The organism is Actinokineospora sp. UTMC 2448, from assembly GCF_024760565.1.
Classification (GTDB): domain Bacteria; phylum Actinomycetota; class Actinomycetes; order Mycobacteriales; family Pseudonocardiaceae; genus Actinokineospora; species Actinokineospora fastidiosa.
This window is the reverse complement of record NZ_CP031087.1, coordinates 1,043,175-1,063,320: the sequence shown is the minus strand read 5'-3', so window position 1 is coordinate 1,063,320 and position 20,146 is coordinate 1,043,175. Positions and strand designations below refer to the sequence as shown.

The following is a 20,146-nucleotide window of genomic DNA, read 5'->3' as shown; positions in this document are numbered from 1 at the left end:
CGCGATCGAGATTGCCGGGCGACCTTTCGTACACCCATGCGCTTTGTCTCGGACACCGAAGCGACCTAGGCTGCGGCGGATTTCTGTGGAAAGCCGTTGGAGGCATGATCAATGCGCAACAGCAGCAGCGCCAGACTCGTCGCGGGGGTCGCCGTCATGGCCACCGCGGCGGCGGTGGGCGTGGTCCCGGCGTTAGCCGACCCGACCGGACCCTCGATCAGTGAGATCCACTACGACAACGCTGGCACCGACACCGGCGAGGCCATCGAGATCGACGCCCCACCGGGCTTCGACCTCGCGGGCTGGCAGATCGTCCTCTACAACGGCAGCGGCGGCGCGGCCTACGACACGCGCGCGCTGACCGGGACCGTCCCCGCCGCGGGCGTGGTCGTCGAGACCTACCCGGCCAACGGCGTGCAGAACGGCTCCCCCGACGGCGTCGCCCTGGTCCGCCCGGACGGCACCGTCGCGGAGTTCCTGACCTACGAGGGCTCGTTCACCGCCAGCGGCGGCCCCGCCAACGGCATGGCGGGCACCGACATCGGCGTCGCCGAGACCGCGGACACCCCGGTGGGCCACTCGCTGCAGAAGGTCGACGGTGCCTGGCAGGCCCCGGCCGCGCACACCTTCGGCGCGCGCAACGGCGGCGGCTCGCCCGACCCCGACCCGGACCCGATCGGCTGCGACGTCCCCGTCGACCGCACGATCGCCGAGGTGCAGGGCACCGGCGCGGCGTCGCCGCTGGTCGGCACCACGGTCACCGTCGAGGGCGTCGTCACCGCGGACCACCGCACCGGCGGCTACAACGGCATCTACGTGCAGACCGAGGGCTCCGGCGACCGCGCCCCCTCGGCTGGCACCGCCTCCGACGGCCTGTTCGTGTTCCTGACCAGCAACCCGGCCAACCACCCCGACGTCGCCATCGGCGACCGGGTGCGGGTGCGCGGCGGCGTCAGCGAGTACTTCGGCCTCACCCAGATCACCAGCACGTCCGTGCAGGTGTGCGCGCACGACGCGCCGCTGCCCGCCGCCGTGCCGCTGAGCCTGCCGATGGACGCGGCGGCCCGGGAGTCGGCCGAGTCGATGCTGGTGGCCCCGCTCGGCGCGTTCACCGTGTCCGAGGTCTACAACACCAACCGCTTCGGCGAGGTCGTGCTGGCAGCCGGTGACCAGGCCGCGCGCATCCCGACCGACCTGCACCGCCCGGGCACCCCGGAGGCGCAGGCGCTGGCCGCGGCCAACAAGGCGGGCCGCCTGCTGGTCGACGACGGCTCCAGCCGGAACCTGGCCAACGCGGGCGTCGCGCCGCCGTACGTCTACCCCGACGCCCCGCTGCGCGTCGGCGACGCGGTCGAGGCGTTCGCGCCCAGCGTGCTGTCCTACGGCTTCGACGAGTGGCGCCTGCAGCCGACCCGCCCGGTCGACGCGAGCACCCCGGCCATCGGCCGCACCACCTTCAAGCAGGCCAACCCGCGCACCCCGGCGCCGGAGGCGGTCGGCGGCGACATCCAGGTCGCGGCGTTCAACGTGCTGAACTACTTCGTCCACTTCGGTGGCGAGGCCCGCGGCGCCGAGGACGAGGCCGGGCTGGCCAGGCAGGAGGCGAAGATCGTCTCGGCGATCACCGCGCTGGGCGCGGAGGTCGTGGCGCTGCAGGAGATCGAGAACTCGGTGCGCTTCGACGCGGCCGACCCGCAGAAGGCGCTCAAGCGCCTGGTCGCCGCGCTGAACGCGACCGAGGGCGCGGGCACGTGGGACTACGTGCGCACGCCCGCCGAGCTGCCCGCCCCCGAGCAGCAGGACGTCATCACCACGGCGATCATCTTCAAGCCCGGCGCGGTCACCCCGGTCGGCGCGGCGAAGTCGGTCAACGACGAGTCGGTGTGGTTCAACGCGCGCGAGCCGATCGCGCAGACGTTCCGCTCGGACGCGCTGACGTTCACCGTCGTGGCCAACCACCTCAAGTCCAAGAGCGCGGGCGGCGCGACCGGCGACAACGTCGACACCGGTGACGGCCAGGGCGCCTACAACGGCGACCGCACCCGTCAGGCGCGGGCGCTGGTGCAGTTCGCGTCCGGCCTGGAGAACCCGATCCTGCTCGGCGACTTCAACTCCTACACCGCCGAAGACCCGATGCAGGTCTTCTACGAGGCCGGCTACACCGACCTCAACGCGGACAGCGAGGCCACCTACGTCTTCGGCGGCGAGTCCGGCTCGCTCGACCACGGCCTGGCCGGATCCGGCCTGCGCGAGGTCGTGACCGGCGTCGACGTCTGGCAGATCAACTCGCACGAGTCCTACGCGTTCCAGTACAACGGCCTCGCCGAGTTCTACGCGCCGGACCCGTACCGGGCCAGCGACCACAACCCGATCGTGCTGGGTCTGGAGACCTCGGGCACCGTCGAGCTGCAACTGCTGTCCATCAACGACTTCCACGGCAGGCTGGAGTCGCCGGGCAAGACCGCCGACGGCAAGCCCATCGGCGGCGCGGCGCAGCTCGCCGGGCTGGTCGACACGCTGCGCGCGCAGAACCCGAACACGCTGTTCCTCTCCGCGGGCGACAACATCGGCGCGTCGACGTTCGTCTCGGCGATCGACAACGACAACCCGACGATCGACGCGCTCAACCTGATGGGCCTCGACGCCTCCGCGGTCGGCAACCACGAGTTCGACAAGGGCATGGCCGACCTGACCGGCCGTGTCGTGCCGCGCGCTGAGTTCCCGCTGCTGGGCGCCAACGTCTACCGCGGCGACGAGCGCGCGCTGCCCGCCTACGAGGTCAAGGACGTCTCCGGCGTCAAGGTCGGCATCGTCGGCGTGGTGACCGAGCAGACCGCGTCGCTGGTCAGCCCGGACGGCATCGCGGGCCTGACCTTCCGCGACCCGGCGGCCGAGGCCGCCGCGGTGGCCGGTCAGCTCAAGGACGGCGACGCCGCCAACGGCGAGGCCGACGTGGTGGTGCTGCTCGCGCACGAGGGCGCGGCCACGGAGAACATCGGCTCCATCGATGAGCTCAAGTCCGACGATGTGTTCAAGGACTTCATGAACCTCGGCGGCGACGTGGATGTGATCTTCAGCGGCCACACCCACCAGCCGTACGCCTTCGTCGACGGGCAGCGCCCGGTCGTGCAGGCGGGCGACTACGGCAAGCTGGTCGGCCGCGCCACGCTGACCGTCGACCTGGCGTCGAAGGACATCGTGGGCGCGGGCTCGAACCTGGTGGACGTCGTCGGCGCGCCGGAGGACGCCGCCGTCGCGCAGCTCGTCGCCGACGCCAAGAAGCGCGCCGAGGAGCTGGGCAAGCAGCCGCTGGGCTCGATCACCGCCGACATCAAGCGGGCCTACACCGAGAGCGGCAACGAGGACCGGGGCAAGGAGTCGGTGCTCGGCAACTTCATCGCCGACGTCCAGCTCGCGGGCACCGCCGAGCCGGGTCGCGGCGGCGCGCAGATCGCGTTCATGAACCCGGGCGGCCTGCGCTCCGACCTGATCCACGCCCCGGACGGCGTGGTGACGTACGCGGAGGCGTTCGCGGTCCAGCCGTTCGCCAACGACGTGGTCACCAAGACCTACACGGGCGCGGAGATCAAGCAGGTGCTGGAGGAGCAGTGGCAGCCAGCGGGCGCGTCCCGTCCGGTGCTGTGGCTGGGCGTGTCGAAGGGTTTCCGGTACCTGTACCTGCCGGAGAACCCGCAGGGCTCGCGGATCACCGGCATGTGGCTCAACGACCAGCCGATCGACCCGGCGGGCACGTACCGGGTCACGGTGAACTCGTTCCTGGCCTCCGGCGGTGACAACTTCCGCACGCTGGCTGGCGGCACCGACCGGGCGACGACCGGCAACAACGACCTGACGATGCTGGTCGACTACTTCGCCGCGAACTCGCCGATCACCGCCGACACCGCCCCGCGCTCGGCCGTGGGCGTCCCGGCGCCGGTCTGCGACGAGACGATCACCGGGCGGCGCACCGGCCCGCTGGTGGTCTCCTCCGGCCTGACCTGCCTCGACGGCGCCGAGATCCTCGGCCCGGTCGTGGTGCGGCCGGGCGCGTCGCTGGTGGCGACCGGCGGGCGGATCGCGGGCCCGGTCGCGGCCGTGCGGCCGGAGTCGTTCGTCCTGGACGGCACCCGGGTCGCGGGCACGGTCTCGGTCAGCGGCGCCACCGGCGCGGTCTCGATCGAGGACGCGCACGTGTCCGGCCCGGTCGCGCTGACCGGCAACACCGGCGGCGTGGTCGTCGCCGGGAACACGGTCAACGGTCCGCTGGCCTGCTCGGGCAACACGCCCGCGCCGGTGAACGAGGACCGCCCGAACACCGTCCGCGGCCCGGCCGCCGGACAGTGCCGCGACCTGTAACCGGTCAATAGTGAGGCCCGCTCGGTTATAACGACCGAGCGGGCCTCACCCGTTCGGCGGATAACACCGCGCGCCCCCGCCCGATGAAGGGGCGTGCTCGAGAACTCGCCCGCCGGCCTCTACCTGCTGGACTCCGTCGTCTCGGTGACCGTCACCGGCGAGGAGCACCACCAGCACACCCTGGCCCGCTACCCCGCCACCCCCGGCCTCTCCCGCCGCGTCGCGGTCGAACTGGGCTGGTGCACGATCCGGTCCGGCAAGCACCGAGGCGCCCGCGCCATCGAGGTCCTCCTCGACGGCGACCGCGTCGGCGAACTGACCCACACCATGTCCGAGCGCTACGCGCCCACGGTCGACACGGTCATCGCCACCGGCCAGCGCCCCGGCTGCGAAGCCACCATCACCAGCGGCGACCGCGGCCTGCAGATCCAACTCCACCTCCCGCGCGCGGGCACCCCGCCGCTCGTCGCGAGCCCACCCCCGTACGTCCCCCAACCGACGACGTACGCGCCCCTCCCGGCCACGAAACCCAAGCGCTCCCGCGTCCCCATCGCCTTCGCGGGCGCGGTGGTCGGCATGGTCGGCCTGATCTCCGCCATCGCCAGCACCGGCGAGGAGACACCCACCGCCAACAGCACCGACCTCACGATCACCTCCACCTACACCCCGCCCCCCACCACCCTTCCCCCAACCACAACGACTACGACCACCACGACAACAACGACCACCACCACCCCACGCCCCACGACCACAACCCCCCGCCCCACCACCACCCGCCCAAAGCCCACCACGACGACGACCCGCCCCAAGCCCCCCGCGCAACCCGCCCCCAAACCCGAGCCCGCCCCCGCCTGCGACCCCAACTACTCCGGCTGCGTCCCCATCGCCAGCGACGTCGACTGCGCAGGCGGCAGCGGCAACGGCCCCGCCTACGTCCGAGGCCCCATCCGAGTCATCGGCACCGACATCTACGACCTCGACCGCGACAGCGACGGCATCGCCTGCGAATGAAGTCAGCTCCGCACATAAGGCGAGCGGGCGCAGGCAAGCGTCACGGGATGAACAGCTATCGGAAGCCATGCGATCTAGCCGCGACGCTCGGGCCCTCCCGGGCGTCCTGGCTCGGGTCGGTCATCTCCGCTCAGGCATTGAGAGGACTCGCATGGCCGCCCACGACCCGACAGCCCGAGCCGCCATCCAGTGCGGGGACATCGAGCGAATCGAGATACCCCGGCCGTCGCGGAACGGCGAACTGGTCGCGTTGCGCATCGAGGCCGGTGACCTCGATCGACTGAGGTCGTTCGATTGGCCCTAGCCCACCCCTGCCGGGTGTCAGCAGGACCGGGGGGATAAACGCGGGACCCACCCCAAGCAGGAACCACCCCGCCAACGCAGGCTCCCGCACCGTGGGGGTGTGGGGGCTCGGCCCCCACGGGAAATGCCGAAACGACCCGGTCCGCGCTCTCCGCGGACACGGGTCGCCTCGAGTGGAGGTGCCGGGAATCGAACCCGGGTCCTCTGTCGCCTTGACAAGGCTTCTCCGTGCGCAGTTCGCTGTGTCTCTGCTTGGCCCTACCGATCACGCGAACTAGTCGGTATGACGGGCCCAGTCACTGTGGGTTTCCCGATCAGGCCCCGTGACCGGGCCTGGCGGTAAGCCTCCTAGCTGATGCCGGCGAGCCAGGGCGGAGGCACCCCTGGGCCGACAGACCCGATACTCGCTTAGGCAGCGAGTTCGTAGTCAGCGCGACTGTTAGTCTTGGCGCTTATTTTTTTGCGTTCGACGCTTAAGGTGGTCGTACGCCTGCACCTGCACGCTTCCCTTGACTCAACGTCCAGAGTCGAAACCGTTCACCCCCTTGTTGGGTACCTGCACCCAGTCTAACGCGCGACGCCGCCCGGATCATCCCGGTTACCGGGAAGGGTGGGGACAGCCCTACCTCGGGCTCGGAGGTTTCCCGGATGTGCCCGCGACCTGCGGCGCGGCATGCTGGTCCCAGCACTACGACAGGGGACGACATGACTACGGCTATCCAGCCTGACCAGGGCTTCCAGCACGACGGCACCACGCCGCGGCCGCCGTTGGCCGGGTCGGTGGTGTACCTGGTGATGAACCTCGGGGTGGGCATCGCGGGGTTCGTGACGCTGGTGACGCTGTTCGCCGTCGGGCTGGGCACGGCGATCATCTGGGTCGGGTTGCCCGTGCTCGCGCTGGCCGTGCTCCTCTGCCGGGGCGGCGCGCAGGTGGAGCGGGCCAGGGTGTACGCCCTGCTCGACACCTACATCGCGGCGCCGCACTCGCCGCTGCCGGAGACGGGGCGGTGGAAGGCGCGGTTCCGGGATGGCGGCACCTGGCGGTCCCTGGCGTACTTCCTGCTGCTCCTGCCCATCGGCATCGTCGAGTTCACGATGATGGTGGCGCTCTGGGCCAGCTCGCTCGGCCTGCTGTTCCTGCCCGTCTACTTCCGGTTCCTGCCCACGGGCAGCTACCGGCTGTGGGACTGGGACCGCCCGGTGCTCGTCATCGACTCGACCGTGGAGGCGCTGCCGTTCACCGCGCTGGGCGTGCTGGTGCTGGCCGTCACCCTGGTGACGACCCGCTGGCTGGCCCGGGTGCACGCCCGGTTCGCCCGCGCCCTGCTCGGCCCGGTGCTGACCACGGCGGTGGGCAGGTGAACCGGCGGTACCCGCACCCGGCCAAGGCGATCCTGTACCTGCTCGGCGGGTTCCCGCTGGCCCTGGTCACCTTCGTCGTCGGCGTCATCGGCTGGCTCGTCGGCTTCGCCACCGTGGTCGTCTGGATCGGCGTGCCGATCCTGGTGGGCAGCATCATCGCCACCCGGGCCCTGGGCAACGCGCACGTGGCCTGGACCCGGCTGATCTGCCCGGACCTGCCGAGCAGGCCGGTGCTGGAGCCGACTGACCAGAGCGGGCTGCGGCAGTGGCCGGTGCTGTTCACCGCCCGGCGGACCTGGCGGGACCTGGCCTTCGTCCTGCTGAACTTCCCGCTGGCCGTGCTCGGCTTCGCCCTCGGCGTGGTCAGCGTCCCGCTGGTGCCGCTGGCCCTGTGGGTGGCGCCCCGGTTCGCCTGGCTGCAGGCGCAGCTGGCGGTGGCCCTGCTCAGCAAGGACCCCACGGCGGCGCTGACCGAGCGCGCCCAGCGGCTGCAGGCCTCGCGGGCCCGGGGCGTGGACGCCGCCGAGGCCGAGCGCCGCCGCATCGAGCGCGACCTGCACGACGGCGCCCAGCAGCGGCTCGTCGCCGTGGCGATGGGCCTGGGCCGGGCCAAGACCAAGCTCGACGCCGACCCGGTCGCCGCCCGCGCCCTGCTGGACGAGGCGCACGCCGACGCCAAGCTGGCCGTCGCCGAGCTGCGCGACCTCGCCCGCGGCATCTACCCGGCGGTCCTGGCCGACCGCGGCCTGGACGCGGCGCTGTCGTCGCTGGCGGCGCGCTGCCCGGTGCCGGTCGAGGTGCACGTGGACGTCGACCCACGCCCGCCCGCCGCGGTGGAGAGCACCGCGTACTTCATCGTCAGCGAGACCCTCACCAATCTCGCCAAGCACGCCCAGGCGAACAACGCCCTGGTCCGCGCGTGGCGCGAGGACGACCGCGTTGTCGTCGAGGTGACCGACGACGGCGTCGGCGGCGCGCAGGTGCGCCCCGGGGGCGGCCTGTCCGGCCTGGCCGACCGGGCTGCGACGATCGACGGCGTGATGACCGTGGTGAGCCCGCTCGGCGGGCCGACTGTGATCCGGGCGGACCTGCCGTGCGAGTGGTGATCGCCGAGGACTCCGTCCTGCTGCGCATGGGCGTCCTCCGGCTGCTGGCCGACGAGGGCATCGAGACGGCCGCGGCCGTGGAGAACGGCGACGACCTGCTGGGCGCGGTCACCGAGCACCGGCCCGACCTGGCGATCGTCGACGTGCGGATGCCGCCGACGTTCACCGACGAGGGGCTGCGCGCTGCGCTGGCCGCCCGCGCCGCCGTGCCGGACCTGCCGGTGCTGGTGCTCTCCCAGTACGTCGAGGAGCGCTATGCCGCCGACCTGCTGGCCGACGGCCGGGGCGGCGTCGGCTACCTGCTGAAGGAGCGGGTGGCCGACGTGGCCGAGTTCATCGACGCCGTCCACCGGGTCGCCCGGGGTGGCACGTGCATTGACCAGGAGGTGATCGCGCAGCTCATGGCCCGAAAGCGGAGGAACCCGGTGGACGCGCTCACCCCGCGCGAGCGGGAGGTGCTCGGGCTGATGGCCCAGGGCCTGTCGAACGTGGCGATCGCCCGGTCGCTGGTGGTCTCCGACGGCGCGGTCGAGAAGCACATCGGCAACATCTTCACCAAGCTGGGGCTGGAGCCCAGCGGCGAGGAGCACCGGCGGGTGCGGGCCGTGCTGGCGTACCTGGAGCGGTGACGAGTGCGGCCCGACCCCGTCGCCGGGGCCGGGCCGCGTCACCCACCTATCCCCCGTCAGCTCGCCGTGAGGGCAAGGTCATCGAGGACGAAGGACGTCTGCAGGCTGGCGTCCTCCACGCCGGTGAACTTGACCGTCACCGTCTGGCCCGCGAACTGCGACACGTCGACGGTGTGCAGTCGGTAGCCGTTGGCGGCGTCCAGGTTCGAGAACGTCTTCACGGTGGTCGTGCCGACCTGGACGGTCAGCTTGTCGTAGGCCACCGAGGACGTGTACTCGTCGGTGTCGATGTGCAGGTGGAACGACAGGCTGGCCGAGCAGCCCGCCGGGATCGCCACCGACTGGGCCAGCGAGTCGGTGCGGGTGCGGCCCCAGCCGTTGAGCCAGGCGTTCCACGAGCCGGTGCGCGGCGGCTGGCCGTAGGAGCCGTGCTGGCCGATCACGTTGGCCGTGGCCGTCCAGCTCGCCGAGCCGGACTCGAAGCCGGGGTTGGCCAGCTTCTGCCCGCCGGGGCAGCCCGAGCCGGGGGTGACCGTCCAGCGGAAGGTCGCGCTGCCGCTGGCGCCCGCCGAGTCCCGCGCGGTGATGGTCACCGTGTGGTTGCCCACCGCGGTCAGGGTGCCGGTGATCCGGTTGCCGGACAGCTGCGCGCCCGGCGGCAGACCGGTGGCCGCGAAGGTGTACGGCGCGGTGCCGCCGGAGGCGGTCAGCGTCAGGTCCACCGCGTCGCCGACCTCGTTGGTCTGGTCGCCGGGGCTGGGCACGACGACGTCGGAGCCGCCGCCGATGACCCAGTCGAACGAGGTCGTCGCCGAGCCGCCCTCGGTGGCGGTGACCGTGACGGTGACGCGGTAGGTGCCGCCCGCCGTCGGGACGCCGACCAGCGTCACGGTGTCGGTGTCGCTGTCCAGCGCGGTGATGCCCGGGGGCAGGCCGGTCGCCGTCCAGCCGTACGGGCCGGTGCCGCCGGAGACGACCAGCTTCAGCGCGGCCTCCTGGCCGACGGTCCCGCTCTGCTGACCCGGGTTCGGCAGCGTCAGGTCGCCGCCGCCGTCCTCGGTCACCGTCCACGGGATCGACAGGCGCGCGGAGCCGTCGGCGGCGTCGGAGACGGACACGTGCGCCTCGAAGGAGCCCGCGGTCGTCGGCGTTCCGGAGATCACGCCGGTGGAAGCGTTGATCGACAGACCGGGCGGGAGGTCCACAGCGGACCACTGGTACGGCGGGGTGCCGCCGGTCGCGGTCAGCCGCAAGGTCACCGCGGCGCCGACCGCGCTCGTCTGCGCGCCCGGGTCCTGGACCTCGACCGGCGTGGACACCGCCTGCTCGACGTACAGCAGCTTGTTCGGCGAGCCCGCGCCCGGGTTGGTGATCTTGTCCGGAGTGGACGCCGCGAGCAGCGCGTCGCCGACCTGGCTCGGCGTCTCGTTCGGGTGCGCCGAGAGCCGCAGCGCGGCGACGCCCGCGACGTGCGGCGCGGCCATCGAGGTTCCGCTGATGGTGTTGGTCGCCGAGTCGCTGGTGTACCAGGGCGCGGTGATGCTGACGCCCGGGGCGAAGATGTCGGTGCAGCGGCCGAAGTTGGAGAACGAGGCGCGCGCGTCGTTGCGGTCGGACGCGTTGACCGTGATCCCCTCGGCCACCCGGGCGGGCGAGGTGTTGCAGGCGTCGCGGTTGTCGTTGGCCGAAGCCAGCGAGTAGACGACGCCGGAGCTGATCGAGTTGCGCACCGCGGTGTCCACAGAGGTGTTCGCGCCGCCGCCCAGGCTCATGTTGGCCACGGCGGGCTTGCGCGCGTTCTGCGTCACCCACTCGATGCCGCTGATCACCCCGGCGAAGCTGCCGGAGCCGTCACAGCCCAGCACCTTCACCGCGACGAGCTTGACGTCCTTGGCGACGCCGTACGCGGTGCCGCCGACCGTGCCCGCCACGTGCGTGCCGTGGCCGTTGCAGTCGGTGTTGTTGCCGTCCCCGGCGGTGTTGGTGCCCCACGTCGCACGACCGCCGAAGTCGTTGTGCGTGGTGCGGATGCCGGTGTCGATGATGTACGCCGTCACATTGGACGCCGTGTTGGGATAGGTGTAGCTGTTGTCCAGCGGCAGGTTGCGCTGGTCGATGCGGTCCAGCCCCCAGGACGGCGGGTTGGGCTGGGTTCCGGCCACCCGCACCACACCGTCCTGCTCGACGTAGGCGACAGCGGGGTCGGCGGCCAGCTTGCGCGCCTGGCGCTCGGTCATCCGGGCGGCGAACCCGTTGACCGCCCGGCTCCAGGTCGCCTTGACGGTCGCGCCGTGCTTGGCGGCCAGCGAGTTCGCCGACTGCGCCGCCACGACGCCGTTCTTCAGGACGACGATGTAGCTGCCGTCGATCGCTCCCGGGGCGCCTGCCCCGAGGATGGCGCCCTCGGCTGCGGCGGCCGGGGTCGCAGTGGCCATCACCAGGGACAAGGTGACGGCGGCCGCGGCGACGGGTGCGGTCAGCACCCGAGCCACGCGGACGTGTCTCATCGCGGTCAATCTCCCTCAACGCAGGGTAAATGCAGGGACGTCCGCGCGAACGTAGGTCCGAGATAAGCCGACATTCGCCCCACCGCGCCAGGGCTGAACCGGAGGTTCGGCTGAACAGGGGAGAAGCTATGGCCCGGGGGCCGCTCGCGCTATGCGGTGAAGCGCGGACGGCCCCCGGTCGCCATAGTGGACATAAGAGACAGTCATAAGGTCAAGCGGCCACCGCGCCCGCGACCTCCGGGGCCAGCGCGACCGCCAGCACCTCGCGGACATCGCCGACCAGGTGCACGGTCAGCGCCGAGCGCACCGACTCGGGCACGTCGTCGAGATCGGGCTCGTTGCGGCTGGGCAGCAGCACGGTCGTGATGCCCGCCCGGTGCGCGGCCAGCAGCTTCTGCTTGACCCCGCCGATCGGCAGCACCCGCCCGGTCAGCGACACCTCGCCGGTCATCGCCACGTCGGCGCGCACCGGCCGCCCGGACAGCAGCGACGCCAGCGCCGTGGTCATGGTGACGCCCGCGCTCGGCCCGTCCTTGGGCACCGCGCCCGCGGGCACGTGGATGTGCACACCGCGCTCGCCGAGCGAGCCGACCGGCAGCCCGAGCCCGGGGCCGTGCGACCGCAGGTAGGACAACGCGATCTGCGCCGACTCCTTCATCACCTCGCCCAGCTGCCCGGTGAGCGTCACGCCGGACGAGCCGGTGTCCTTGTCCGCCAGGGACGCCTCGACGAACAGCACGTCGCCGCCCGCCCCGGTCACCGCGAGACCGGTGGCCACGCCGGGAGCCGACGTCCGCTCGGCCGACTCCGGCGTGTGCCTCGGCCGACCGAGGTAGCCGCGCAGGTCCTCGGCGCCGACCCGGACCGGGAGGGCGTCGTCGCCGAGCGCCACGCGCGCGGTGACCTTCCGCAGCACGCGCGCGATCGAGCGCTCCAGCTCCCGCACACCGGCTTCCCGCGTGTACTCCCCGGCCAGCGCCCGCAGGGCGTCGTCGGAGATCGCGGCCTCGTCAGCGGACAGCCCGGCCCGGTCGAGCTGCCTCGGCAGCAGGTGGTCACGCGCGATGGTGACCTTCTCGTCCTCGGTGTAGCCGTCGAGGCGCACCAGCTCCATGCGGTCAAGCAGCGGCCCGGGGATGGCGTCGACGACGTTGGCCGTGGCCAGGAACACCACGTCCGACAGGTCCAGCTCCACCTCGAGGTAGTGGTCGCGGAACGTGTGGTTCTGCGCCGGGTCCAGCACCTCCAGCAGCGCCGCCGTCGGGTCGCCCCGGTAGTCGGCGCCCACCTTGTCGATCTCGTCGAGCAGCACGACCGGGTTCATCGACCCGGCCTCCTTGACCGCCCGCACGATCCGGCCCGGCAGCGCGCCGACGTACGTGCGCCGGTGCCCCCGGATCTCCGCCTCGTCGCGCACGCCGCCCAGCGCGACCCGGACGAACTTGCGCCCCATGGCCCGCGCCACCGACTCGCCCAGCGACGTCTTGCCCACCCCGGGCGGCCCGGCCAGGGCCAGCACGGCGCCGCTGCGCCTGCCCTCGACGACGCCGAGCCCCCGGTCCGCCCGCCGCTTGCGCACGGCCAGGTACTCGACGATGCGCTCCTTCACGTCGTCGAGCCCGGCGTGGTCGGCGTCGAGCACGGCCCGCGCGCCCGCGATGTCGTAGGCGTCCTCGGTGCGCTCGGTCCACGGCAGCTCCAGCACCGTGTCCAGCCACGTGCGGATCCAGCCCACCTCCGGCGACGACTCGCTGGCCCGTTCCAGCTTGTCCACTTCGGACAACGCGGCCGCGCGCACCTTCTCCGGCAGGTCGGCCGCCTCCACCCGGGCGCGGTAGTCCTGCTCGTCGGAGGCGGGCTTGCCCTCCAGCTCGGCCAGCTCCTTGCGGATGGCGGAGAGCTGCTGGCGCAGCAGGAACTCCCGCTGCTGCTTCTCCACGCCCTCCTGCACGTCCTTGCGGATGGTCTCGGCGACGTCCAACTCGGCCAGGTGCTCGCGGGCCCACTCGACCAGCTTCTCCAGCCGCTCGGCCACGTCCGTGGTCTCCAGCAGCCACACCTTGCGCTCGTCGGACAGGTACGGCGCGTACCCGGCGAGGTCGGCGAGCGCGGACGGGTCGTCCAGCGCGGTCACCGCGTCGATCGTCTGCCAGGCGTTGCGCTGCTGGAGGATGGTCACGACCAGGCGCTTGTACTCCCTGGCCAGCTCGACGGCGCGCTCGGGCACGGTCTCGTCGACGACGTCGACGTGCACCCACAGCGCCGCGCCCGGCCCGGTCGTCCCCGCGCCCAGCCGGACCCGGCCGGTGCCGCGCACCACCGCGGCCAGCTCGCCGCCGGGCAGCCGCCCGACCTGCTCGACCACGGCGACGGTGCCCACCGAGGCGTACTTGCCGTCCAGCCTGGGGACCAGGGCCACCCGGTCCTGCTTTTCCCCCAGCGCGCGGGCCGCCTCGACCGCCGCGCGGGCCTCGCTGGTCAGCGACACGGGCACGACCATGCCGGGCAGCAGGACCGTGTCGTCCAGCGGCAGCACCGGCAGCGTCAGAGCCTCCGACATGGGATCACCCCTCGAGAAGTTGAGTCTGACCAACTCAACCTCCCTGAGCCGGGGTTTGTTTCCCCCGACCGTTCGCCCAGGGTGAACTACAGCCGGAGCAGCCGGGCGGGCGTGTCGTGCAGCACCGCGCGCAGGAACGGCTCACCCAGCCTGCGGTCCTGCGCCCAGGACGCGACCGCGGCGACCTGCTCGGCGTAGGCGTACGGGATCGACGGGAAGTCCGTACCGAACGCGACCCGGTCCGGGTAGGCCGCCAGCCGGTCGAGCCAGTCGGTCGGCAGCGGCGACATCCGGGTCGTGAACCCGACGCCCACCATGGTCGTGTCGATATGGACGTTCGGGTACGCCGCCACCAGGTCCAACGCCTGCGAGATCTCCGGCATGCCCGCGTGCGCGAGCACCGCCGTCAGCCGGGGGTGGCGCACCAGCACCTCGTTGAACACGTCCAGCCCGGTGTGCTCGCCGCGCAGCGGGCCGTGGCCACAATGGACCACCACCGGCACCCCGGCGTCGGCCAGCATGCCCCACGCCGCGTCGAGCAGCTCCGAGCGCGGGTCGTACGCGCCCACCTGCACGTGCGCCTTCACGCACCGGATGCCCGTGCGCAGCGCCGCGTCGAGGTAGGACGTGACCGACGGTTCCGGGTAGAGGGTCGCCGTCGGCACGGCGCCCGGGGTGTCGGCGGCGAAGTCGCGCACCCAGTCGGTCAGCCACTCGGCCATGCCGGGCTTGTGCGGGTAGACCAGCGGCGCGAACGCCACCACGCCCAGCGACCGCAGGACCTCGACCCGCTCGGCTGCCGGCAGCCGGTACTGGATCGGCCACTCGGTGCCGTAGTTGGCCCCGGCCTGGTCGAAGTACGCCCAGACCTTGCGCTGGACGGCGTCGGGCAGGAAGTGCACGTGGATGTCGACCAGGCCGGGCACGCCGAGGCCGCGCACCCAGGCCGCGACGTCAGCGTCGCGCACCGGCGCCTCTCTTCGCCGCCCGGCCCATCACCTTCTGGATCTCCCGCTCGGCGTCGCGCTTGGCCAGCGACTGGCGCTTGTCGTGCGCCTTCTTGCCCCGGGCCAGGGCCAGCTCGACCTTGACCTTGCCGTCCTTGAAGTACATCGACAGCGGCACCAGCGAGGTCCCGGACTCCTTGGTCTTGCCGATCAGCCGCAGGATCTCCTTCTTGTGGAGCAGCAGCTTGCGGGTGCGGCGCGGCTCGTGGTTGGTCCAGGTGCCGTGGCTGTACTCCGGGATGTGCAGGCCGCGCAGCCAGATCTCCCCGTCGTCGACCGTGGCGAAGGAGTCCACCAGCGACGCCCGCCCCGCGCGCAGGCTCTTGACCTCGGTGCCCATGAGCGCGATCCCGGCCTCGTAGGTGTCCAGGATCGTGTAGTCGTGCCGCGCCTTGCGGTTCGACGCGATAACCTTCTGGCCGGTTTCCTTCGCCATGAGAACCAACTCTACGGAAGGCCCACAACCGGGTTACGTGCGCACGTACAGCCGCAGCGTCACATACCCGGTGATGCCGGAGATGACCAGCGCGGTGAGCAGCAGGATCGGCGCGACCAGCAGGATGTCCACGCCGTCGACCGAGCTGACCACGCCGGATTGGATCGACCCGCCGAGCACGTCGTCGATGAAGGTCACCTTGAGCACCACCAGCAGCCCGATCGCCACCAGGGCGCCGACAATGCCGGTGACCACCGCCTCCAGGAGGAACGGCAGCTGGGTATACCAGCGGGTCGCGCCGACCAGGCGCATGATGCCGACTTCCACGCGCCTGGTGAACGCCGAGAGCTGCACTGTGTTGGAGATCAGCAGCAGCGCCGCGATGGCCATGACGAGCGCGACGAAGAAGGTGCCGTTGCGCAGGCTGTTGAGCACGCCGAAGAACCGGTCGAGGAACTCGCCCTGGTCGGCGATCGACTCCACGCCCGGGCGCCCGCCGTAGGTCTGCTCGATCACCTCGGGGCGCTCGGGGTCGACCAGCTTGATCCGGAACGACGCGGGCAGCGCCTCCGGCCGGGCCAGCTTCACCAGCTCCGGCTGCGCCTCGAAGATCCGCTTGAACCGCTCGTAGGCCTCGTCGCGGCTCTCGTGGTCGACCTGCTCGACGGCCGGGTCGGCCTCCAGCGCCGCGCGCAGCCCCGCGCACGGCTCGGCCGCGCACTCCGGGTCGGTCTCGGAGACGTCGTTGGTCAGGTAGACGCTGACCTCGACCTTGTCCTGGTAGAGCGTCTGCGTCTTGTCGATCATCCGCACGACCAGCAGGCCGCCGCCGAGCAGGGCCAGCGAGATGGCGGTGGTGATGATCATGGCGATGGTCATCGTGATGTTCCGGCGCAGGCCGGTGACGACCTCGCTGAACACAAAACTCGCGCGCATCGTTCCTCAGGCTCTCGGGGTGGTCAGCGGCCGACGCCGTACACGCCGCGGGCGTCGTCGCGGACCACGCGGCCGAGGTCCAGCTCGACGACCCTGCGGCGCATGGAGTCCACGATGGAGTGGTCGTGGGTGGCCATCAGCACGGTCGTGCCGGTGCGGTTGATCCGCTCCAGCAGCAGCATGATGTCCTGGCTGGTGTCCGGGTCCAGGTTCCCGGTCGGCTCGTCGGCCAGCAGCATGAGCGGCCGGTTGACGAACGCGCGGGCGATGGCCACGCGCTGCTGCTCGCCGCCGGAGAGCTCGTTGGGCATGCGCTCGGCCTTGCCCTCCAGGCCGACCAGCTCCAGCACCTCGGGCACGACCTTGCGGATGGTGTGCCGGGGCTTGCCGATCACCTCGAGGGCGAAGGCCACGTTCTCGGCGACGGTCTTGTTGTGCAGCAGGCGGAAGTCCTGGAACACGCAGCCGATGGACTGGCGCAGCCGGGGCACCCGGCGCCTGGCCATCCTGGCGACGTCGAAGTTGGCGACGTAGACCCGGCCCTTGGTGGGCACTTCCTCGCGCAGCAGCAGCCGGAGGAAGGTCGACTTCCCGGAGCCGGACGCACCGATCAGGAAGACGAACTCACCCTTGTCCACCTCGACGGACACGTTCTCCAGCGCGGGTCGCGTGGAGGTCTTGTAGACCTTGGAAACCTGTTCGAGCCGGATCACGGTGCGCGAGTCTACCCCCGGGCGTTATCGACCCGTTGCCTCGCCCGGTTATCCGATTTATCCAGTTCACCCTATGTGCGCCAGCCCCACCCGAGCGTGACTACTGGGTGCGCCGCCAGCGGATGCCCGCCTCGAGGAACCCGTCGATCTCGCCGTCGAGCACCGCGCTCGGCGTGCCGACCTCGTGCTCGGTGCGCAGGTCCTTGACCATCTGGTACGGGTGCAGGACGTAGGAGCGCATCTGGTTGCCCCACGACCCGGACGAGGAGTCCTTCAGCGAGTCCAGCCGCGCCTGCTCCTCCTGCCTGCGCCGCTCCAGCAGCTTGGACTGCAGCACGGCCATCGCGGTGGCCTTGTTCTGCAGCTGCGAGCGCTCGTTCTGGCAGGAGACGACGATGCCGGTCGGCAGGTGCGTGATGCGCACCGCGGAGTCGGTGGTGTTGACGCCCTGGCCGCCGGGGCCCGACGAGCGGTAGACGTCGACGCGCAGGTCCTTCTCATCGATATCGATGTGGTCGGTCTGCTCGGTGACCGGAACGACCTCGACCGCGGCGAAGGAGGTCTGCCTGCGGCCCTGGTTGTCGAACGGCGAGATGCGCACCAGCCGGTGCGTGCCCTGCTCGACCGAGAGGGTGCCGTAGGCGTAGGGGGCCTCGACCTTGAAGGTGGCGGACTTGATGCCCGCCTCCTCGGCGTAGGAGGTGTCGTAGACCTGGGTCGGGTAGCCGTGGCGCTCGGCCCAGCGCAGGTACATGCGCATGAGCATCTCGGCGAAGTCGGCGGCGTCGACGCCGCCCGCCTCGGCCCGGATGGTGACCAGCGCCTCCCGCTCGTCGTACTCGCCCGACAGCAGCGTGCGGACCTCCATCGCGGCGATGTCGGCGCGCAGCTTCTCCCGCTCGGCGTCGGCCTCGGCGCGGGCGTCCTCGTCCTCGCCCTCCTCGGCCAGCTCGTAGAGCACGCCGAGGTCGTCCACCCGCGACCGCAGGCTCTCGATCCGGCGCAGCTCGCCCTGGCGGTGCGCCAGCTGGCTGGTCACCTTCTGGGCGGCCTCCGGGTCGTCCCACAGGTCCGGCCGGGCCGCCTGCTCCTCCAGCGCCGCGACCTGGTTGCGCAGGCTGTCGAGGTCGATCACGGCCTCGACGTTGGCCAGCGTGGCGGAGAGGTCCTTGAGGTCGGTCACGACGTCGGGGTTCACGTCGTACAAGGTTACGCGGACCTCACGCCCGGCGTGCAGGCGGACGGCCGCGATGGTCGCACGCCCCATCGCGGCCGGGTCGGCCTAGGCCTTCGGGACGGCGTCCAGCAGCTTGAGCACCGCCTTCGCGCGGGCGACCCCGAACTCGGCGATCGCCTTGGCGTAGGGGTCCTCGGCGGACTTCGACGCGGCCTTGGCCACGTCCAGCTCGCCCGCGTAGGCCACCTTCGCCTGATCGATCAGGTTCGTCCGCTGCTTGGCGGTCAGCGTGTCGGCGTGCACCAGGCGCAGGATGAGCGGGCTGCGCAGGTGGTCGGGGCCAGGCTCGGCGGCCAGCCACGACTTGAACGCCTTCTTGCCCGCCGCGGTCAGGACGTACTGCTGACTGGAGCGCGGCCCCTGCTTGCCCAGCCGGACGAGTCCGGCGTCGGCCAGCGCGGGCAGCTCCCGGTACACCTGGCTGCGCGTGACACTGAAGAACGAGCCGAAGCGCTCGCGGGCCGCCGCGACGAGCTGCCCGCCGGTCTGCGGACCGTCGTGCAGCAAGCCGAGCAGTGCCGCTGCGGTTGCATTCAAATCAGACACATGTCCACGGTGCCACGTTCCGCGCACGCTGTCCACAATGGCCGGCCTGCCCAGTCCACAATGGCTGATCACAGCCGGGCTCCGCCGACTCGTTCGGACGCGACCGAACAGCCCAAGCCACCCCGCCCGTCCGGCGCAAACCGCGACGGTCCCCTTGGGACCGCCGCCCGGCGCTCACCCAATGGAGTGGATCACTGACCGCCGCGGCTACCCGATCGGCCCAGTCGGGACCGGTTCGACGTAGTCACCCGAATGGCGCTGCGACCTGCACGACCCTGTGGCCGGAATCACCTATAGCAACCACCCATACGGGGCTAGCCGCCTCCGTCTCCGAGCTGTAACCGGATTCCCTACTAAAGTAGGTTCCTCGCCAGACCTCCACGGCCGAACATCCCATCTTCGTGACTGTCGCGTGCAGGCCCCGACCGGGCCGTACCGGAAGGCCCTTTCTGACGTGATCGGATTCCTCGTCCGACGCCTGGCGAACTACATCGTGTTGTGCCTGGTGGCGACGTTCCTGGCGTTCGCCCTCGCCTCGCTGACGTTCGACCCCATCGGCATCCTCATGCAGCGGAACCCGCCGCCGCCGGACGCCGTCATCCAGGCCAAACGCGTCGACCTGATGCTCGACCAGCCGATCCCCCAGCGGTTCCTCAGCTGGCTCGGCGGCGTCGTCCAGGGCGACTTCGGCCAGACCGTGGCCGGACACCCCATCACCGACGAGCTGGGCAGGAGGATCGGGGTCAGCCTGCGGCTGTTCCTGCTGGGCGTCACCATCGGCGTCATCTGCGGCGTCGTGCTGGGCGTGGTCAGCGCCATCCGCCAGTACAAGCTGACCGACCACGTGGCGACGCTGTTCTCCTTCGTCATCCTGTCCATTCCGGTCTTCGTGCTCGGCACGCTGCTCAAGCAGCCCGCCCAGGCGTTCAACGACCTCATCGGCAGCAACTACCTGCAGACCCTCGGCGAGGCCACACCGGGCTTCCAGGGCACCTGGTTCGAGTCCCTGGGCGACCGGCTGCGCTACCTGATCGTGCCGACGCTCACCATCGCCCTCGGCCAGATCGCCTTCTACAGCCGCTACCAGCGCAGCGCCATGCTCGACGTGCTCGGCAGCGACTTCCTGCGCACCGCCCAGGCCAAGGGCCTCACCCGGCGCCGCGCGCTGTTCAAGCACGGCCTGCGGACCGCGCTCATCCCGATGGCGACCCTGTTCGCGTTCGGGTTCGGCCTGCTCATCACCGGCGGCACGTTCACCGAGCGCATCTTCGGCTGGTACGGCATGGGCGACTGGCTCATCAGCGGCGTGACCGCCCAGGACACCAACGTCGTGGCCACCGTCACGCTGTTCATCGCGGTCCTGGTGCTCATCTCCGGCTGGCTGTCCGATGTGCTCTACGCCGCGCTCGACCCGCGAGTCCGGGTCTAGGGGGGACT

General features: G+C 71.4%; 14 protein-coding genes and 1 other RNA gene. 6 read left to right on the top strand and 9 right to left on the bottom strand.

From position 1 onward, the window contains the following. Positions 1 to 111: 111 nt before the first annotated feature. Entirely contained in the window at positions 112 to 4,356 is a 4,245-nt protein-coding gene (locus Actkin_RS05045; RefSeq protein ID WP_258906133.1) for an ExeM/NucH family extracellular endonuclease, read from the top strand. A 93-nt stretch (positions 4,357 to 4,449) separates the two neighbouring features. Further along, positions 4,450 to 5,367, top strand: a complete 918-nt coding sequence (locus Actkin_RS05040; RefSeq protein WP_258906132.1) for a hypothetical protein — start codon at positions 4,450 to 4,452, stop codon at positions 5,365 to 5,367. 474 nt (positions 5,368 to 5,841) lie between these two features. On the opposite strand, the gene ssrA is transcribed toward Actkin_RS05040, so the two are convergent. After that, positions 5,842 to 6,215: a transfer-messenger RNA gene (gene ssrA, locus Actkin_RS05035) on the bottom strand. A 160-nt stretch (positions 6,216 to 6,375) separates the two neighbouring features. Between ssrA and Actkin_RS05030 the strand changes: the two genes are divergently transcribed. The 3 genes from Actkin_RS05030 to Actkin_RS05020 are packed head-to-tail and all read left to right on the top strand — an operon-like array spanning position 6,376 to position 8,767. Beyond that, the gene (locus Actkin_RS05030; protein WP_258906131.1) at positions 6,376 to 7,032 is read left to right on the top strand and encodes a sensor domain-containing protein; all 657 of its coding nucleotides are present in this window, start codon (positions 6,376 to 6,378) and stop codon (positions 7,030 to 7,032) included. Continuing rightward, positions 7,029 to 8,138 carry a sensor histidine kinase gene (locus Actkin_RS05025; RefSeq protein WP_258906130.1) on the top strand — a complete coding sequence of 370 codons (1,110 nt, stop codon included), beginning with the start codon at positions 7,029 to 7,031 and terminating at the stop codon, positions 8,136 to 8,138. Before Actkin_RS05030 ends, Actkin_RS05025 begins: the two co-directional genes overlap by 4 nt. After that, the gene (locus Actkin_RS05020; RefSeq protein ID WP_189212423.1) at positions 8,126 to 8,767 is read left to right on the top strand and encodes a response regulator transcription factor; all 642 of its coding nucleotides are present in this window, start codon (positions 8,126 to 8,128) and stop codon (positions 8,765 to 8,767) included. Before Actkin_RS05025 ends, Actkin_RS05020 begins: the two co-directional genes overlap by 13 nt. A gap of 56 nt (positions 8,768 to 8,823) precedes the next feature. Here Actkin_RS05020 and Actkin_RS05015 read toward each other — a convergent pair whose 3' ends face one another. The 8 genes from Actkin_RS05015 to Actkin_RS04980 form a co-directional block, all read right to left on the bottom strand. Then, the gene (locus Actkin_RS05015) at positions 8,824 to 11,274 is read right to left on the bottom strand and encodes a S8 family peptidase (protein WP_258906129.1); all 2,451 of its coding nucleotides are present in this window, start codon (positions 11,272 to 11,274) and stop codon (positions 8,824 to 8,826) included. Positions 11,275 to 11,485: 211 nt separating this feature from the next. Then, the gene (lon, locus tag Actkin_RS05010; protein ID WP_258906128.1) at positions 11,486 to 13,834 is read right to left on the bottom strand and encodes an endopeptidase La; all 2,349 of its coding nucleotides are present in this window, start codon (positions 13,832 to 13,834) and stop codon (positions 11,486 to 11,488) included. 86 nt (positions 13,835 to 13,920) lie between these two features. Further along, positions 13,921 to 14,802, bottom strand: a complete 882-nt coding sequence (locus tag Actkin_RS05005) for an amidohydrolase family protein (RefSeq protein ID WP_229787168.1) — start codon at positions 14,800 to 14,802, stop codon at positions 13,921 to 13,923. Continuing rightward, positions 14,789 to 15,277, bottom strand: coding sequence for an SsrA-binding protein SmpB (smpB, locus tag Actkin_RS05000; protein ID WP_189212425.1), 489 nt, complete (start codon positions 15,275 to 15,277; stop codon positions 14,789 to 14,791). Before smpB ends, Actkin_RS05005 begins: the two co-directional genes overlap by 14 nt. A 33-nt stretch (positions 15,278 to 15,310) precedes the next feature. After that, a complete protein-coding gene (ftsX, locus tag Actkin_RS04995) occupies positions 15,311 to 16,213 on the bottom strand; it encodes a permease-like cell division protein FtsX (RefSeq protein ID WP_258906127.1) in 903 nt (300 codons plus the stop codon). Positions 16,214 to 16,236: 23 nt separating this feature from the next. After that, positions 16,237 to 16,926 (bottom strand): cell division ATP-binding protein FtsE, encoded by a 690-nt coding sequence (ftsE, locus tag Actkin_RS04990; RefSeq protein ID WP_189212427.1) that lies wholly within the window; start codon positions 16,924 to 16,926, stop codon positions 16,237 to 16,239. Positions 16,927 to 17,026: 100 nt separating this feature from the next. After that, positions 17,027 to 18,124, bottom strand: a complete 1,098-nt coding sequence (gene prfB / locus Actkin_RS04985; protein ID WP_189212428.1) for a peptide chain release factor 2 — start codon at positions 18,122 to 18,124, stop codon at positions 17,027 to 17,029. An 84-nt stretch (positions 18,125 to 18,208) separates the two neighbouring features. Then, positions 18,209 to 18,709 carry a PadR family transcriptional regulator gene (locus Actkin_RS04980; RefSeq protein WP_189212429.1) on the bottom strand — a complete coding sequence of 167 codons (501 nt, stop codon included), beginning with the start codon at positions 18,707 to 18,709 and terminating at the stop codon, positions 18,209 to 18,211. 454 nt (positions 18,710 to 19,163) lie between these two features. Between Actkin_RS04980 and Actkin_RS04975 the strand changes: the two genes are divergently transcribed. Then, positions 19,164 to 20,138 (top strand): ABC transporter permease, encoded by a 975-nt coding sequence (locus Actkin_RS04975; RefSeq protein ID WP_189212430.1) that lies wholly within the window; start codon positions 19,164 to 19,166, stop codon positions 20,136 to 20,138. Positions 20,139 to 20,146 lie beyond the last annotated feature (8 nt).

What these genes read in the sequence shown, in the direction of transcription:
- Actkin_RS05045 (WP_258906133.1), top strand. Translation starts at nt 112, where the DNA reads ATGCGCAACAGCAGCAGCGCCAGACTCGTCGCGGGGGTCGCCGTCATG.
- Actkin_RS05030 (WP_258906131.1), top strand. Translation starts at nt 6,376, where the DNA reads ATGACTACGGCTATCCAGCCTGACCAGGGCTTCCAGCACGACGGCACC.
- Actkin_RS05015 (WP_258906129.1), bottom strand. Translation starts at nt 11,274, where the DNA reads ATGAGACACGTCCGCGTGGCTCGGGTGCTGACCGCACCCGTCGCCGCG.
- lon (WP_258906128.1), bottom strand. Translation starts at nt 13,834, where the DNA reads ATGTCGGAGGCTCTGACGCTGCCGGTGCTGCCGCTGGACGACACGGTC.
- smpB (WP_189212425.1), bottom strand. Translation starts at nt 15,277, where the DNA reads ATGGCGAAGGAAACCGGCCAGAAGGTTATCGCGTCGAACCGCAAGGCG.
- ftsX (WP_258906127.1), bottom strand. Translation starts at nt 16,213, where the DNA reads ATGCGCGCGAGTTTTGTGTTCAGCGAGGTCGTCACCGGCCTGCGCCGG.